This window comes from Solimonas terrae, from assembly GCF_011067135.1.
In the GTDB taxonomy this organism is placed as follows: Bacteria; Pseudomonadota; Gammaproteobacteria; order Nevskiales; family Nevskiaceae; genus Solimonas; species Solimonas terrae.
Window position 1 is genome coordinate 353,403 of sequence record NZ_JAAMOW010000004.1, and the last position, 15,676, is coordinate 369,078.

A 15,676-nucleotide genomic window follows, 5' to 3' on the forward strand; every position below is an offset into this window, starting at 1 on the left:
CGGAAAACTAGCGCCTTCGCACGCTGGAGTCCGGGCCCTGCCGAGCGGGCGGGCCCGCGTTCCGTTGCCTTTCGGGTCCAGATCCGCCCACCGGGGTTTGCCGCATGTCCGCCGTACTTTCATCACCTGTTTCCGCTGCGATTCCGACGCCGCCGGCCGACGGCCTGCGCCACGACTGGACACATGCCGAAGTGCAGGCCTTGCTGGAGCTGCCGTTCAACGATCTGCTGTTTCGTGCGCAGACCGTGCACCGCCAGAACTTTGATCCGAATACCGTGCAGCTGTCCACGCTGCTGTCGATCAAGACCGGTGCCTGTCCGGAAGACTGTGCGTATTGCCCGCAGTCGGTGCGTTTCGAGACCGGGTTGAAGAAAGAGCCGCTGATGCCGCTCGAAGCGGTCGTCGAGGCGGCGCGTGAGGCCAAGGAAAACGGTGCAACGCGTTTCTGCATGGGCGCCGCCTGGCGATCGCCCAAGGATCGCGACATCGAGCGCGTCGAGGCGATGGTGCGCGCGGTCAAGGACATGGGCCTGGAAACCTGCGTGACGCTCGGCATGCTCAAGCCGGCGCAGGCGCAGCGTCTGGCCGGTGCCGGACTCGACTACTACAACCACAATCTCGATACGTCGCCGGAGTTCTACGGCAAGATCATCACGACCCGCACCTATGAGGATCGCCTCGATACGCTCGACAACGTGCGCGAGGCCGGCATCAAGGTCTGTTGCGGCGGCATCGTCGGAATGGGCGAGCAGCAGCAGGATCGCGCCGAACTGCTGCGCCAGCTTGCCAACCTGCCGGTGCATCCGGAAAGCGTGCCGATCAACAATCTCGTGCAGGTCGAGGGCACGCCGCTGGCCGGCAGCGAGGAACTGAATCCCGTCGAATTCGTGCGCATGATCGCGGCGGCGCGCGTCCTGATGCCGAAGTCGCAGGTTCGCCTGTCGGCGGGGCGCCAGCAGATGAGCGACGAAATGCAGGCCCTGTGCTTTCTCGCCGGTGCCAATTCGATCTTCTACGGCGAAAAGCTGCTAACCACCGAAAATCCGCAGAACGCGAAGGATCGCGCGCTGCTTGAGCGACTCGGCATGCGCACCGAGGGCAGCCTCGGCGAGAGCAAGCCGCGGCACGCCGGTCAGGTCTGCACGCCGGCGGCGCAAGACGCACGCGACGCCTGTTGCCACGACTGATTGCGCGACATGGCCGATGATGCGCGCGTCGCGTCGGTGCCCTTGGCGGCCCATCTGGCCGCCGAGTTGCGGCGCATACGCGAGGCCGACCTGTATCGCACGCGGCGCGTCATCGACGGCGGTCACGGTGCGCAGATCCAGGTCAACGGACGCAGCTGTCTCAATTTCTGCAGCAACGATTATCTGGGTCTTGCTGCCGATCCGCGGCTCGCCGAAGCGGCGCGCGCGGCGCTTGCGCAGGGCACCGGCAGCGGCGCCTCGGCGCTGATCTCCGGCTACAACCGGGAGCACCAGCGGCTGGAAGAGGCGCTGGCCGACTTTATCGGGACGCCGCGCGTGCTGTTGTTCTCCACCGGCTGGGCGGCCAATCTCGGCGTATTGCGCGGTCTGCTCGGCCGCGATGACGCCCTGGTCGCCGACGAACTCAATCACGCGTCGCTGATCGACGGTGGTCGCCTGTCCGGTGCGCGCTACCTGCGCGTGCCGCATGCCGACGTCACCGCCTTTGATGCCGCTCTGCAGGAGACGGCTGCGGCGCGCCTGCGACTGCTGGTCAGCGACGCCATCTTCAGCATGGACGGCGATCTCGCGCCGCTGCCCGAACTGGCGGCGGTCGCGGCGCGCCACGGCGCGGCGCTGATGATCGACGATGCGCACGGGTTCGGCGTGCTCGGCGCGGGTGGTCGCGGCACGCCGGAGGCGCTCGGCATGCGCCCGGACATCCAGGTCGGCACGCTCGGCAAGGCCGCCGGCGCGGCCGGGGCTTTCGTCGCGGGCGACACGGATCTGATCGAGTATCTCGTGCAGCGCGCGCGCAGCTTCGTGTTCTCGACCGCGCAGCCGCCGGCGGTCGCGGCGGCCGCACGGCGCGGCCTGGAGCTGATACGCGAGGAGCCGGAGCGGCGCGCGCGGCTGTTCGACAATATCCGTCGCTTTCGCGACGGCGCGGCGGCGCTCGGAATCGCGTTGGTCGATTCGCAGACGCCGATCCAGCCGCTGCTGCTGGGCGACGCGGCGCGTGCACTGTCGCTGTCGCAGCAGCTGTTCGAGCAGGGCTTCTGGGTTGCGGCGATCCGGCCGCCGACCGTGCCGCGCGGGACCTCGCGTCTGCGAATCACCTTGTCGGCCACGCACCAGCCGGGACAGATCGATGCCTTGCTGGACGCGCTTGCGGCCGGTATGCGCGCGAACCCATGACATCTGCGAAGACGCTGTTCATCACCGGCACCGACACCGGCGTCGGCAAGACGCGCGCGAGTGCGGCGCTGATCCGGCTGGCGCGCGCTCGCGGGCTCGATGCGGTCGGCTTCAAGCCGGTCGCCGCCGGCTGCACGGCGACGGCCGACGGCTGGCGCAACGACGACGCGCTCGAACTGCTGGCTGCCAGCGATCATGTCGAAGCCTACGAGGCGATCAACCCCTGTGCACTGCCGGCGGCGATCGCACCGCATCTCGCGGCGCAGGAGGTCGGCGCGACGATTGCGCGTGCAACGCTCGACGCCGCGCACGCCGACCTGTGCCGCCGGCATGCGTGCGTGATCGTCGAAGGTGCCGGCGGCTGGCGCGTGCCGCTCGACGCCGACGTCGATTTTGCCGACTGGGTCGGTGCGCGCGGCTGGCCGGTCGTGCTCGTCGTCGGTCTGCGGCTCGGCTGCCTGAACCACGCGCTGCTGACTGCGGAATCGATCGCCCGCCGCGTGCCGCTGGCCGGCTGGATCGCCAATCGTCTGCCGCCGGCACAGGATCGCTGGCAGGACAATGTCGCGACATTGCGGGCGCGCCTGTCGGCGCCCTGTCTGGGCGTGCTGCCGGAACACGGCGACGATGCCGCCAATCGTGACGCGCTGGACACGACGGAAACCCGCAGACTGTTCGAATTGACGCGCTGACGCGAATGTGCGTGGGCGCGACGCGCGGCAGGGGCGTCGAAATATGTTTTGCGCGGCTTTTACGCGATGCACTACAATTCCGCGGCTTCACTCGGCGGCCATTCTCATGTCACGGGATACGCAGCTCGCGATTGGTCCGAACGCGTCACTGACGGTTGATCAGGCGTGGCTGTTTTTCGGCATGACGGCGTTGCTGGGGTGTGGCATCGCCGCTTTCATGGCGTGGCTGGGTCTGTGGCTGGTGCTGCCGTTTACCGGTCTGGAGTTGGGGGCGCTGGCGGCGGCATTGCTGGTGTCGATGCGGCGCAATGCGTATCGCGAAGTCATCCGGTTTTCGGAAGATGCGGTGCGCGTCGAGTTCGGCCTGGTCGGCCGCGGCGCGTCATCGGCCGTCACGCTGTCGCGGTACTGGACGCGGGCGGTGCTCGAACCGGGACTGAATGGCTATGCGCCGACGCGGCTGATGCTGCGCAGCGGCGCGCAGTATGTGGAGATCGCGAACTGTCTGACCGACGAGGAACGCGAGCAGTTGCAGCGAAGACTGCAGGAATTGTTGTCACCCGCCTGGCGCACGGCGCCGGTCGCACCGGCCGTCGGGCCGGAGCAAGAGTTGCCATTTGGAGAACGATGATGTTGATGAAGGGATGGCTGGCGCGTCTCGCGGCAGGTACCGGAATGGCTGGGGCGGCGCTCAAGGCGTCGGCGTATACCAACACCAGCAATGGTTACAACATGCCCACGGGTGTCACCGAGATCGCGCATTCGGTGCACAGCCTGCACATGGCCGTCTTCTACACCTGCGTCGTGATCGGCGTGCTGGTGTTCGGCGTGATGCTCTATTCGATCGTCAATCATCGCCGCTCCAAGCACCCGAAGCCGGCGGACTTCCATGAAAGCGTCAAGGTCGAAATCGCCTGGACGATCGCACCGTTCGTGGTCCTGATCGGCCTGGCGATCCCGGCCGCCGGCACCCTGATCAAGATGGAAGACACGCGCAATTCGGATCTGACGGTGAAGATCACCGGCTATCAGTGGAAATGGCAGTACGAATACATCGGCCAGAACGTGTCCTATTTCTCGACGCTGAGCGCCGAGTCCAATGCCGCGCGCCAGGTCGGCGCCCACGGTCTTGGCTTCAGCGGCAGCTTCAGTGAAGCCGATCTCGATCAGCTCAAGAAGGTCGACGGCGGCCACTACCTCGTCAACGTCGACAACCCGCTGGTGCTGCCGGTCGGCAAGAAGGTACGCTTCCTGATCACCGGCAATGACGTGATCCACGCCTGGTGGGTGCCGGACTTTGCGGTGAAGAAGGACGCGATCCCCGGCTACATCAACGAAGTCTGGACCAAGGTCGACCAGATCGGCACCTATCGCGGCGTCTGCGCCGAACTCTGCGGCCGTGACCACGGCTTCATGCCGATCGTCGTCAATGTCGTGTCGGAAGACGATTTCAAGGCGTTCATCGCCAGCAAGCAGGCGGGTGGCACGGCTGCCGCCGAAGCCGCCCCGGCCGAAACCGCCGCCGCACCCGCCGGCAGCAGCGCCGCCGCGGCGCCGGCCGAAACCGCCGCCGCCGCACCGGCTGCCGCCGCTGCGCTCGGCAAGGACGATCTGGTCAAGAAGGGCCAGGCCGTCTACACCGCCAACTGTGCCGCCTGCCATCAGGCCAGCGGTGCCGGCCTGCCGCCGAACTTCCCGTCCCTGCACGGCAGCAAGGTCGCCAACGGTCCGGCCGAGGCGCACATCACGCAGATTCTGAAGGGCAAGAATCTGATGCCGCCGTTCGCGCAGCTGTCCGACGAGGACATCGCCGCCGTTGCCACCTTCGAGCGCACGTCCTGGGGTAATCAGGGCAGTGTCGTTCAGCCTTCGCAAGTTGCCGCGCTGCGCAAGTAAGCGCCGTCAGTAGAAATCAGGAGTTACCCCATGGCTCACACCCACGACGACCACGCACACGGCCGCGACGATCACGCGCACCACGGCCCCGACAAGGGCATCATGCGGTGGATCAAGACGACGAACCACAAGGACCTCGGTACCCTGTACCTGTTCTTCTCGTTCACGATGTTCTTCCTCGGCGGCATCATGTCGCTGATCATCCGCGCCGAGCTGTTCCATCCCGGCCTGCAGTTTGTCCAGCCCGAGTTCTTCAACTCGATGACGACGATGCACGCGCTGCTGATGATCTTCGGCGGCGTCATGCCGGGCTTCGTCGGCCTCGCCAACTGGATGGTGCCGATGATGATCGGCTGCTCCGATCTGGCCCTGCCGCGCGTCAACAACTGGGGTTTCTGGATCCTGCCGTTCGCGTTCGCGATGATGCTGTCGACGCTGTTCATGGAAGGCGGCGGTCCGGCCGGCGGCTGGACGATGTATCCGCCGCTGATGCTGCAGACCGGCAACGCGTTTCCGTTCCTGATCTTCTCGATCCATCTGCTCGGCATTTCGTCGATCACCGGCGCGATCAACGTCGTCGTCACGATCCTCAACATGCGTACGCCGGGCATGACGCTGCTGAAGATGCCACTGTTCGTCTGGGCCTGGCTGATCACGGCGTATCTGCTGATCGCGGTGATGCCGGTGCTCGCCGGCGCAGTGACGATGCTGCTGACCGACAAATATTTCGGCACCAGCTTCTTCTCGGCAGCCGGTGGCGGTGACCCCGTCCTGTTCCAGCACGTGTTCTGGTTCTTCGGACATCCGGAGGTCTACATCCTGATCCTGCCGGCGTTCGGCGTGGTCTCGACGATCATCCCGACCTTCGCGCGCAAATCGCTGTTCGGCTACGACTCGATGGTCTACGCGCTGGCGTCGATCGGCTTCCTGTCGTTCATCGTCTGGGCACATCACATGTTCACGGTCGGCATGCCGCTGGCCGGCGAACTGTTCTTCATGTTCGCGACCATGCTGATCGCGGTGCCGACCGGCGTGAAGGTGTTCAACTGGGTGGCGACCATGTGGCGCGGCTCGCTGACCTTCGAAACGCCGATGCTGTTCGCGCTGGCGTTCGTCATCCTGTTCACGATCGGCGGCTTCTCCGGCCTGATGCTGGCGATGACGCCGGTCGACTTCGAATACCACGACACCTATTTCGTCGTCGCGCACTTCCACTACGTGCTGGTGCCGGGCGCGGTGTTCTCGATCATCGCCGCGATCTACTACTGGATTCCGAAGTGGACCGGGCGCATGTACAACGAGAGGGCCGGTCAGTGGCACTTCTGGCTGTCGGCAATCTTCATCAACCTGACGTTCTTCCCGCAGCACTTCGCCGGTCTCGCCGGCATGCAGCGCCGCGTGCCGGACTACGCCGTGCAGTTCACCGACTTCAACGTCGCCAGCTCGATCGGCGCGTTCGGCTTCTTCTTCGCGCAGTTCATCTTCATCTTCAACATCCTCGCTTGCTGCTACGGCTGGTTCGGGCGCAAGCAGAATGCGCCGGCCCGTGTCTGGGAAGGTGCGCGAGGCCTCGAGTGGACCGTGTCGTCGCCGGCGCCGTACCACACGTTCGAGGATCCGCCGGAACTGCCCGAAAGCGAGCTGACGGCGATCAGCGGGCACTGATTCGATGTCTGCCAGCAGCCCTTGCAGCGGGCCGGCTGGCAGCTCGGGCGATCCGATGAGCGACGAAATCGACAGCAAGAAGAAGCGCGGCAACGTCATCCTGTTCTGGGTGCACCTGGCGTTGGCGTCGCTGATTCTCGGGCTTTTCGTGTTTTCGATCGTGCACAAATGAACGCGGTGAAACGCAATCACGGCCTGCGTCTGCTGCTGGTGACGATCGCCATGTTCGGCTTCGGGTTCGCGACCGTGCCGCTGTACAACAAGCTCTGTTATGCGATCGGCCTGAACGGCCGGGTCGCCAACGAAGCAACACGGCTTGCACCGGCTGCAGTCGATTCCGGACGGATCGTCACGGTCGAGTTCCTGACCACAGTCAACGGCGGCCGCGCGTGGATTTTCCGGCCTGCGCAGGCGCAGGTGGCAATCCATCCGGGGCAAATGACGACGGTGCAGTTCGATTTCACGAACACCGACGATCACGATATCGTCGCGCAGGCGGTGCCGAACATTGCGCCGGCCGATGCCGCGCAGTACCTGCGCAAGACCGAGTGCTTCTGCTTCAACCGGCAGGCGTTTGCCGCCGGCGAGCAGCGGTACATGCCGGTTGCTTTCACGGTGGATCCCGCCCTGCCGGCGGACATCGATCGCCTGACGCTGGCCTACACTTTCTTTGATGTAACCGATGCAGCACGAAGCAGGACTGACAGGAGCTAGACATGGCGACCCACGCCGCCCCTAACACCGAACGTTATTTTGTTCCCGCGCCCAGCGCCTGGCCGTTCGTGCTGACCGCAGCACTGATCTGCCTGCTCGCCGGCGTGTCGAGCTTCCTCGAGAACGACCACGTCGGGCCGCTGCCGATCTATTTCGGTGGCGCGCTGGCGATCGCCGTGATCTTCCTGTGGTTCCGTGATGTCGTGCATGAGAGCGAAGGCGGCCAGTACGGCGCGCAGGTCGATCGCACCTATCGCTGGGCGATGTCCTGGTTCATCTTCTCGGAAGTGATGTTCTTCGGCGCCTTCTTCGGCGCGCTGTTCTACGCGCGCAACCTGTCGGTGCCCTGGCTCGCTGGCGAAGGCACGAAGATGGCGACCAATCTGTTCCTGTGGAGCGGGTTCGAAGCGGGCTGGCCATCGAACGGACCGGCGCACGTCGGCGGCGCGTTCGAGACGATTCCCGCGTTCAGCGTGCCGCTGCTGAACACCATCCTGCTGCTGTCGTCCGGTGCGACGATCACGATGGCGCATCACGCACTGAAGGCCGGCAAGCGTCTGCCGACAGTGCTGTGGATGTGGGCGACGATCGGTTTCGGCGTCGCCTTCCTCTGGTTCCAGGCCCACGAGTACATCGAGGCCTACACGGAGCTCAACCTGACCCTGCATTCCGGCGTCTACGGCTCGACCTTCTTCATGCTGACCGGCTTCCACGGCATGCACGTGACGCTCGGCACCATCATGCTGATCACGATCACGCTGCGTCTGATGAAGGGCCACTTCAAGCCGGATTCTCACTTCGGCTTCGAGGGCGTGGCCTGGTACTGGCACTTCGTCGACGTGGTCTGGCTCGGCTTGTTCGTTGTCGTCTACTGGCTCTGACACGCATCGAAGCCGCAACAAAAAGGCGACCTTCGGGTCGCCTTTTTGTTTGCATCGTTACGAGGTCTGGGGCGCCGTCCCTGGCGCGGATGCGGCGCGATGATCTACCTCCAGGGCGGCCATCCCTGGCCGCCCGCTGGTGCCTGCGACTGTCCACCGGACAGTCGCCTTACGGCACCAGCCCATGCGGATGGATCCAGCCCATGAAGTACGAAAACAGGATGAACAGCAGCAGCGTGATCGACAGGGCGACGCGGATCTTCAGCCCCAGCAGCGCGCGCTGCCGCGAGCTCGGATCGCGGATCAGGAACACGACGCTGACCAGCAGGGTCAGGACGATCGCGATCAGCAGCACGACGATGATGGTTTTGACGAGCATGTAGCCTCGGAGTTTGCGGACACGGGCGCGAATTGCCGGCATCATAGCGTGTGACCGCGGCCTCGATGCCGCGGCGGGTTCGTTCAACACGAACAGACAAAACGGGGGTGCAGATGGCACGCAAGAAATTCAGGCCCGCCTGGTGGGCCGTGATCGTGGTTGCGCTGCTCAGCGCGCTGATGATCGGGCTTGGCGTCTGGCAGCTGCAACGGGGTTTTGCCAAGCAGGCCTTGCTCGACCGCTATCAGCAAGCCAGTGTGCAGGACGCCGTGCCGATCACCGCCGGACATGTCGCGCGCGAGAATGAAATCGAGCGCGCGTATGTGCGCGGGCGCTTCGACACTGCGCGACAGTTGCTGCTCGACAACCAGAGTCATGATGGCGTGCCGGGTTATCATGTCTGGACGCCGCTGGTGCAGGATGATGGCAGCACGGTGATCGTCGATCGCGGCTGGATTTCGCATGACACGGCGCAGCTGCCGGACGTGTTGGCCGCGCCGGATGCTCGTGTCGAGATCCACGGCTTCTGGCGGACGCCGCCGGTGCCGGGCATGCGGCTCAAGACCGACAACTGTGCGGCCCTGCCGTGGCCGCGCACGGTCGAGTATCCGACGCTCGCCGATCTGCAATGCGTCTACGGTCAGTTCGTCGCCCCCGGTATCCTGCTGATGGACCCTGCCGAATCGGACGGCTACGTCAGGGACTGGCAGACCGCGCCGGAACTGAACCCGACCAAGCATTACGGTTACGCCGGGCAGTGGTTTGCGTTCACGCTGACGCTGCTCGTCATCTTCATCAAAATGAGCTTTCGCGTTCCAACCCCGCAAAAATGAATCAGGCTCCTCCTCGTCGTACCCAGGTCTATCTGTTGATGTTGCTGTTCTTCGGCCCGCTGCTGGCGGCCGGGCTGCTGTACTTCGTTTTCCCGCAGTGGCTGCCGCAGGCGCGCACCAACTACGGCGAACTGATTGATCCGGCGCGACCGGCGCCGGCGGACCTCAAGCTGGTCGGTGTCGACGGAACGCAGGTCGGCGTCGATGCCCTGCGCACGCGCTGGACCTACCTCTACCTCGGTGCCGATCAATGCGACCGGGCCTGCGCGGACAAGCTGTATCAGTTCCGGCAGATTCGCACGCGACTCAATGACAAGCAGTCGCGCGTGCAGCGCGTCTATCTCGCGCCGGATGCGTCCGCACTCGTGGCGCTGCAGCAGCAACTGGGGGCACAGCATCCCGACCTCAAGTTCTATGCAGCAGCCGATGGCAGCCCGCGACTCGCGGATTTCCTGCATGCCGCCGGCACGGCGGCCGGTGCGCCGCAGGTGATCTACCTGTTCGATCCGCACGGCAACTGGCTGATGGATTATCCGGCCGACGCCGAGTCGAGCGGCGTCTTCGGTGACATCAAGATGCTGCTGGCAAATTCGCAGATCGATGGTTGAGCGGCTGCGCCGCTGCAGCCGGTCTGCCGCACCGGCGACACCCGCTGCGGCCGAGATCGCGATCGTCGTCGTCCCCGGGCCGGCGAGCGTCGTGCAAGCGCACCGTGCGGCACCTTGCCGACGGGCCGCCGACCGCGCCGGCACCGGCCCGGCCGACTAGCGTAAAATCCGCAGCGCACTGCGGCCTGCTGGCGCCGCGTCCCCCATCGCAAAACTCATGCTCTGGTTCCGTCGTCTCAACGCGCTCGCCGTGGTCTGGTGTTTCTGTCTGGTTGCCGTCGGCGCCTATGTGCGGTTGTCAGATGCCGGGCTCGGCTGTCCGGACTGGCCGGGCTGCTATGGCCATCTGACGGTTCCGGAAGCGCCGCACGACGTGTCCGCCGCCCAGCAGCTGTATCCGGACCGGCCGGTGGAAGCGCCGAAGGCCTGGAAGGAGATGATCCACCGCTATCTCGCGGAGACCCTGGGCCTGTTCATCGTCGTGCTCGCACTGTCGAGCCGCTTCATCAAGGATCAGCGCCGGCCGCGCGTCCTGCCTTGGCTGCTGGTGGCGCTGGTGATCTTCCAGGGCATGCTCGGCATGTGGACGGTGACCTGGCAGCTCAAGCCGCTGGTCGTGACCGGACATCTGTTCGGCGGCATGTCGACCTTCGCACTGCTGCTGTGGATGTGGCTAGGCACGCGCGCGCGCGCCGATGTCGCGTCCACAGCCGAGCTGCCGGCGCGCGAAATGCGCAATGAGCGCGCGGCGGCGTTTGCCCTGCAGCGTGACTTGTCGAGTGACGCTCGGCCGGCTGCAATGGCGGCGCTGACCTCGAAGGGCTTGCGGGCGTTCGCGCTGGCCGGTCTGCTGGTGCTGATCTGCCAGATCTTCCTCGGCGGCTGGACCAGTACCAACTATGCGGCGCTGGCCTGCCCCGATCTGCCGACCTGCCAGGGCAGCTTCCTGCCGCCGCTGGACGTCAAGGAAGCGTTCACGCTGTGGCGTGGCCTCGGCATCAACTACGAATACGGCATCCTCGACGCACGGGCGCGTGTCACGATCCATTACTTCCATCGGGTCGGTGCGCTGATCACGACGCTGGTACTGCTCAGCCTGGTCATTTACCTGCTGCGGCGCCCGGCGATCCTGTGGCGACGGCTTGGTCTGGCGGTGCTGGCAGCACTCGCGCTGCAGGTATCGCTCGGCATCAGCATCGTTCATTTCCAGCTGCCGCTGCTGCTGGCGGCCGCCCACAACCTCGGCGCCGAAACCCTGCTCGGCACGCTCGTGGTGCTCAACTATTTCGCCTGGCGCGGCACGCGCCGGCAGGACGACTGATGCGCGCCGCTGACCCGGCACAGGTGTCTGCGCCGCCCTCGCGTCTGCACGAGTACTACGAGCTGTGCAAGCCGCGCGTGGTGATGCTGATCGTATTCACGGCAGTGGTCGGCATGTTCCTCGCCGTACCGGGGTTGCCGCCCTGGGGTGCGTTCGTCTGGGGCACGCTCGGCATCGCGCTGCAGGCTTCAAGCGCTGCCGCAATCAATCAGATCATCGATCGCAACATCGATGCGCGGATGGCGCGCACCTGCGGTCGGCCGCTCGTGACCGGCAGCCTGACGATGACCGAGTCGATCGCGTTCGCCACGCTGCTCGGCGTGTCCGGCTTCGCGATGCTGTGGTGCCTGGTCAATCCGCTGACCGCGGTGCTGACACAGTTCACGCTGATCGGTTACGCCGGCGTCTACACGCTCTATCTGAAGCGCGCGACGCCGCAGAATATCGTCATTGGCGGCGCGGCCGGCGCGGCGCCGCCGCTGCTCGGCTGGGTGGCAATGACCGGCGAGGTCCATGCGCACGCGCTGATCCTGTTCGCGATCATCTTCATCTGGACGCCGCCGCATTTCTGGGCGCTGGCGATCGAGCGGCGCGACGAGTACGCCAAGGTCGACATCCCGATGCTGCCGGTCACGCACGGCATCGAATTCACGCGCACGCAGGTGCTGCTGTACACGATCCTGCTGACGGCGGTGACGGTGCTGCCGTTCGCAACGGCGATGTCCGGATGGATCTATCTCGTCGGCACCTTGCTGCTCGACGCGGTGTTCCTGGCCTACGCGGTGCGCATGAAGTGGTGGCCGAAGCCGGGGTTGCCCATGAAGACCTTCGGCTATTCGATCGTCTACCTGATGGGCATTTTCACCTTGTTGCTCGTCGATCACTACGTCTCGGCGCTGATCGGCGTCTGAGCGTCCGGAAACTGCGCGATCCAGCGCTCGAATTCGCGACTGGTGCGTTTGCCGATCTTGAGTGCCGCGCCGCGCCGGAAACTGCGGCTGCTGTTGAGGTGCAGATAGCCGCCGAAATCGGACGGCAGATAGAACTCGCCGTAGCGAAGCATTGCCACGCGGCGTTCACCGAAATGCCCGTAGAAGTAGCCGAACTCGAACAGCACGTTGAGATTCGGAATCTGCACGCGGTGCTTGCGGATCGTGGTTGCCGATTCCGGTGACAGCAGCAGGATGGCGCCGTTGACGCGCGCGCGTATCGCATCCAGATCCTCGAGCAGCGTGCGACCGGCGGTGAACGCTTCCCACCATGGCAGGAAGCGCAGCTGTGGTGTCGCCTGGGCAGTGATGAACGCCCGCGCCTGCGATTTGGCGGCCAGCGACGAACCGACGAACAGGGTCAGCGGATTCCTGGCATGCGGCTGTGCGGCAGTGGGGGGCGGGCCGGCAATCATCACCGATGATGATAGCGGCGCTGCAGGCTCAGTCCACGAGCCTGCGGTGAACAAGGAGCGCGCAAAAAGAGCCCGGCGCTGGCCGGGCTCTTCGTGCTTCAGGCGGTGGGCTTCACGCCTCGACCGGTTCTTCGATCACCTTGCGCAGCTTCTTCATCGCCGCCGCTTCGATCTGGCGGATCCGTTCGGCCGAAACGCCGTACTCGTCGGCCAATTCCTGCAGGCCGGTCTTGCTGTCCTCGTTGAGCCAGCGGCGCTGCAGAATGTCGCGCGAGCGCGGGTCCAGCGTGGTCAGCGCACGTTCCATGCGCGTCTCGCGGGCGTCCTGCCATTCCGCTTCCTCCAGATCACCGGCAGCGTCGGCATCCGACGCCAGCCAGTCTTCCGGACGATAGCTGGATTCCTCGTCGTCCGACGGCGTTGCGTTGAACGACACGTCGTGGCCGCTGAGGCGGGCCTCCATCTGGAAGACTTCCTCCGGCTTGACCTTGAGATCGGCCGCGATCGCCTCGGCTTCGGCCAGATTGAGCCAGCCCAGCGACTTCTTCTGCGAGCGCAGATTGAAGAACAGCTTGCGCTGCGCCTTGGTCGTCGCGATCTTGACGATGCGCCAGTTCTTGAGGATGAACTCGTGGATTTCGGCCTTGATCCAGTGCACGGCAAAGCTGATCAGGCGCACGCCGACGTCCGGATCGAAGCGCTTGACCGCCTTCATCAGGCCGATATTGCCTTCCTGGATCAGGTCGCCGAGCGGCAGGCCGTAGCCGAGGTAGCCGCGCGCGATATGCACGACATGGCGCAGATTCGACATGACCAGTTGCTGGGCGGCGCCGAGATTCTGCTGGTCGCGCAGCTCGACCGCGAGTTCGTGCTCGGCCGCGGCGTCGAGCAACGGTGCGCGATTGACATGCGCGATGTACGCATCGAGGCTGCCCGTGGACAGCGGCATCATGGCCGTCGGTTGACGCAAGGCAAGAGTCATGGCTTCACTCATCGTTTGTTACCTCCCGGTAACATCATAGCACTCTCGCAATTGGAGTGCTAAGCCCCGTGATAGTTCCCCGGATCGGGCACCCGATCCTTGACCGGAATCAATCCCGTCCCACTGCGGGCAGGTGCTGCGGATTCAAGGCCCTGAAGGTGGCGGCGCGGCAGAGGCCACGAAATCCGTCGGCGCGACGGGTGCTTGCGGCGATGACGGTATCGGCGGCTGGCGCCGGCTAGCGTGGCTCGATCAGCGACAGCCGTCGGCTTACGGTCACGAACGCCCCGGCCCAGCCGAGCACGATGCCCGCCGCGATCAGGCTGAAGCCGTCCGCCGCGGGCAGGCCGGACAGCTGGAACTGGCTGCCGTAGGCCTGTGCCAGTGCCAGCGCGGGCCCGCTCAGCGACTGCACGCCGGCGGCCACCAGTATCCAGGCCAATATGCCTCCCAGCAGGCCGTGCCAGAAGCCGGCGTAGAGAAACGGTCGCCGGATGAAGCTGTCCGGCGCGCCTACCAGCTTCATGACTTCGATTTCCTCGCGACGTGCCTCGATGTCGAGGCGGATCGTGTTGCCGATGATCACCATCACCGCGACGCCAAGCAGCGTGGCGATGATGCCGACCGAGCGCCGCGCGATGTCGAGCAGCGCGTACAGGCGTTCCAGCCACTTCTGGTCGAGCTTGGCGAGATCGACCTCCGGCAGGCGACCGAGCCGCGCCGCCAGCTCTTCGACACCGGCCTTGCCGAGCCGCGATTGCGGGGTGACCGCAATCACTGCCGGCAGCGGATTGTCCTGCAGGATCGCGAGTGCGTCGCCGAAACCGGACTGTGCCTTGAAGTCGCTGAGCGATTGCTCGCGCGAAATGTATTCGGTGCGGCTGATGTCGCTCTCGGCCCGCAGTTCGCGCGCCATCGCCGCGCCACGTTCGCTGCTGACGCTGTCCTTCAGGAACAACGAAATCTGCAGGGAGTCCTGCCAGCTGTAGCCGACCGTCGCAAGATTGCGGGTCAGCACGTAAAGACCGGCCGGCAGCGCTAGCGCGATGCCGATCACCAGCGCGGTAAGCGCCGCGGCGATCGGACCCTTGCCAAGCTTGCCGAGCGAGAAGAAGAACACGCGCAGATGTTCCTGCGTGAAGCGTGCGAACAGACCGGGCCGCTCAAGGCCGGCTTCAACGAGCGCCATGGCTTGCCCCCAGCCGCGAAGCTGCCACTGGCATCTTGTCGGTGACCTCGCCGTGTTCGAGATGGATGATGCGATGCGGCAGCGCTTCGATCAGGTCGATGGCGTGGGTTGCGATCATCACCGTCACACCGGCTTCGTTGAACCGCTGGAAGCCGCGCATCACTTCGAGGGCCATCTCCGGATCGAGATTGCCGGTCGGCTCATCGGCGAGGATCAGCGCCGGCTTGGTGACGATCGCGCGGGCGATGCCGACGCGCTGCTGCTCGCCGCCGGACAGCGTCAGCGGCAGCGACTTCTCGCGGCCGAGCAGGCCCACGGCATCGAGCGCTGCCCGGGTGCGCCGGCCGATGTCGGCGTAGGCGTAGCCGCGCACGACCAGCGGCAGCGCGACGTTGTCGAACACCGAACGGTCGTACAGCAGATTGAAGTTCTGGAACACCAGCCCGATGTGCTGGCGATACAGGGGAATGCGGCGTGGCTTGAGCGCCGAGAGGTTCTGGCCCATCACCACGATCTGGCCACGGCTGGCGCGGCACAGCGCCGCGATCAGGCGCAACAGCGTGGTCTTGCCGGCGCCGCTGGGGCCGGTGACGTAGACCATCTCGCCCTGACGGATCGAAAAGCCGACATTGCTGAGCACGTCCTTGCCGCCGGGATAGCGGTAGGAGACATCGTCGAAGCGGATGATGTCGGGCGCGGACGAGCTCATGCCTGCGTCAGGTCCGAC

General features: G+C 65.3%; 17 protein-coding genes. 12 read left to right on the top strand and 5 right to left on the bottom strand.

The genetic code is table 11. The features are described 5' to 3' along the window. Window positions 1-104: 104 nt before the first annotated feature. Genes bioB through G7Y85_RS09880 form a run of 8 tightly spaced genes read left to right on the top strand, consistent with a single transcriptional unit; the run spans window position 105 to window position 8,232 of the window. Entirely contained in the window at window positions 105-1,187 is a 1,083-nt protein-coding gene (gene bioB / locus G7Y85_RS09845; RefSeq protein ID WP_166255663.1) for a biotin synthase BioB, read from the top strand. Window positions 1,188-1,196: 9 nt separating this feature from the next. Next, window positions 1,197-2,384: an 8-amino-7-oxononanoate synthase gene (gene bioF / locus G7Y85_RS09850; protein WP_166255666.1), complete on the top strand. Its 1,188-nt coding sequence runs from the start codon at window positions 1,197-1,199 to the stop codon at window positions 2,382-2,384. Further along, entirely contained in the window at window positions 2,381-3,076 is a 696-nt protein-coding gene (gene bioD / locus G7Y85_RS09855) for a dethiobiotin synthase (protein WP_166255669.1), read from the top strand. The genes bioF and bioD overlap by 4 nt, the downstream gene beginning before the upstream one ends. 43 nt (window positions 3,077-3,119) lie before the next feature. Continuing rightward, the gene (locus G7Y85_RS09860; RefSeq protein ID WP_166255672.1) at window positions 3,120-3,707 is read left to right on the top strand and encodes a DUF2244 domain-containing protein; all 588 of its coding nucleotides are present in this window, start codon (window positions 3,120-3,122) and stop codon (window positions 3,705-3,707) included. Then, window positions 3,707-4,972 (top strand): cytochrome c oxidase subunit II, encoded by a 1,266-nt coding sequence (gene coxB, locus G7Y85_RS09865; protein WP_166255675.1) that lies wholly within the window; start codon window positions 3,707-3,709, stop codon window positions 4,970-4,972. The genes G7Y85_RS09860 and coxB overlap by 1 nt, the downstream gene beginning before the upstream one ends. A 30-nt stretch (window positions 4,973-5,002) precedes the next feature. After that, the gene (gene ctaD / locus G7Y85_RS09870) at window positions 5,003-6,637 is read left to right on the top strand and encodes a cytochrome c oxidase subunit I (RefSeq protein WP_166255678.1); all 1,635 of its coding nucleotides are present in this window, start codon (window positions 5,003-5,005) and stop codon (window positions 6,635-6,637) included. 21 nt (window positions 6,638-6,658) lie between these two features. Next, on the top strand, window positions 6,659-7,351 hold the full coding sequence (locus tag G7Y85_RS09875) for a cytochrome c oxidase assembly protein (RefSeq protein ID WP_241696100.1): 693 nt from the start codon (window positions 6,659-6,661) through the stop codon (window positions 7,349-7,351). Window positions 7,352-7,353: 2 nt separating this feature from the next. Continuing rightward, window positions 7,354-8,232 carry a cytochrome c oxidase subunit 3 gene (locus G7Y85_RS09880; protein ID WP_166255681.1) on the top strand — a complete coding sequence of 293 codons (879 nt, stop codon included), beginning with the start codon at window positions 7,354-7,356 and terminating at the stop codon, window positions 8,230-8,232. 169 nt (window positions 8,233-8,401) lie between these two features. Here the strand turns inward: G7Y85_RS09880 and G7Y85_RS09885 are convergent, their stop codons facing one another. Then, window positions 8,402-8,611, bottom strand: a complete 210-nt coding sequence (locus G7Y85_RS09885) for a DUF2909 domain-containing protein (protein WP_166255684.1) — start codon at window positions 8,609-8,611, stop codon at window positions 8,402-8,404. Between the two features lie 113 nt (window positions 8,612-8,724). On the opposite strand from G7Y85_RS09885, the gene G7Y85_RS09890 reads away from it, so the two are divergent. The 4 genes from G7Y85_RS09890 to cyoE all read left to right on the top strand — a co-directional run bounded on the left by G7Y85_RS09890 (window position 8,725) and on the right by cyoE (window position 12,284). Further along, window positions 8,725-9,444, top strand: coding sequence for an SURF1 family protein (locus tag G7Y85_RS09890; protein ID WP_166255687.1), 720 nt, complete (start codon window positions 8,725-8,727; stop codon window positions 9,442-9,444). Further along, window positions 9,441-10,052 (top strand): redox-active disulfide-containing membrane protein, encoded by a 612-nt coding sequence (locus G7Y85_RS09895; RefSeq protein WP_166255690.1) that lies wholly within the window; start codon window positions 9,441-9,443, stop codon window positions 10,050-10,052. Before G7Y85_RS09890 ends, G7Y85_RS09895 begins: the two co-directional genes overlap by 4 nt. 217 nt (window positions 10,053-10,269) lie before the next feature. Next, window positions 10,270-11,373 carry a COX15/CtaA family protein gene (locus G7Y85_RS09900; RefSeq protein ID WP_166255693.1) on the top strand — a complete coding sequence of 368 codons (1,104 nt, stop codon included), beginning with the start codon at window positions 10,270-10,272 and terminating at the stop codon, window positions 11,371-11,373. After that, window positions 11,373-12,284, top strand: coding sequence for a heme o synthase (gene cyoE, locus G7Y85_RS09905; protein WP_166255696.1), 912 nt, complete (start codon window positions 11,373-11,375; stop codon window positions 12,282-12,284). Before G7Y85_RS09900 ends, cyoE begins: the two co-directional genes overlap by 1 nt. On the opposite strand, the gene G7Y85_RS09910 is transcribed toward cyoE, so the two are convergent. From G7Y85_RS09910 to ftsE, 4 genes are all read right to left on the bottom strand, one after another. Next, window positions 12,257-12,778, bottom strand: coding sequence for a TIR domain-containing protein (locus tag G7Y85_RS09910; protein WP_166255699.1), 522 nt, complete (start codon window positions 12,776-12,778; stop codon window positions 12,257-12,259). The genes cyoE and G7Y85_RS09910 overlap by 28 nt on opposite strands. 112 nt (window positions 12,779-12,890) lie before the next feature. Further along, window positions 12,891-13,772, bottom strand: coding sequence for an RNA polymerase sigma factor RpoH (rpoH, locus tag G7Y85_RS09915; RefSeq protein ID WP_277817145.1), 882 nt, complete (start codon window positions 13,770-13,772; stop codon window positions 12,891-12,893). Between the two features lie 226 nt (window positions 13,773-13,998). Beyond that, complete coding sequence (ftsX, locus tag G7Y85_RS09920; RefSeq protein WP_166255702.1) at window positions 13,999-14,949, bottom strand: permease-like cell division protein FtsX; 951 nt, start codon at window positions 14,947-14,949, stop codon at window positions 13,999-14,001. Continuing rightward, window positions 14,936-15,658: a cell division ATP-binding protein FtsE gene (ftsE, locus tag G7Y85_RS09925; protein WP_174839756.1), complete on the bottom strand. Its 723-nt coding sequence runs from the start codon at window positions 15,656-15,658 to the stop codon at window positions 14,936-14,938. Before ftsE ends, ftsX begins: the two co-directional genes overlap by 14 nt. Window positions 15,659-15,676: the final 18 nt, after the last annotated feature.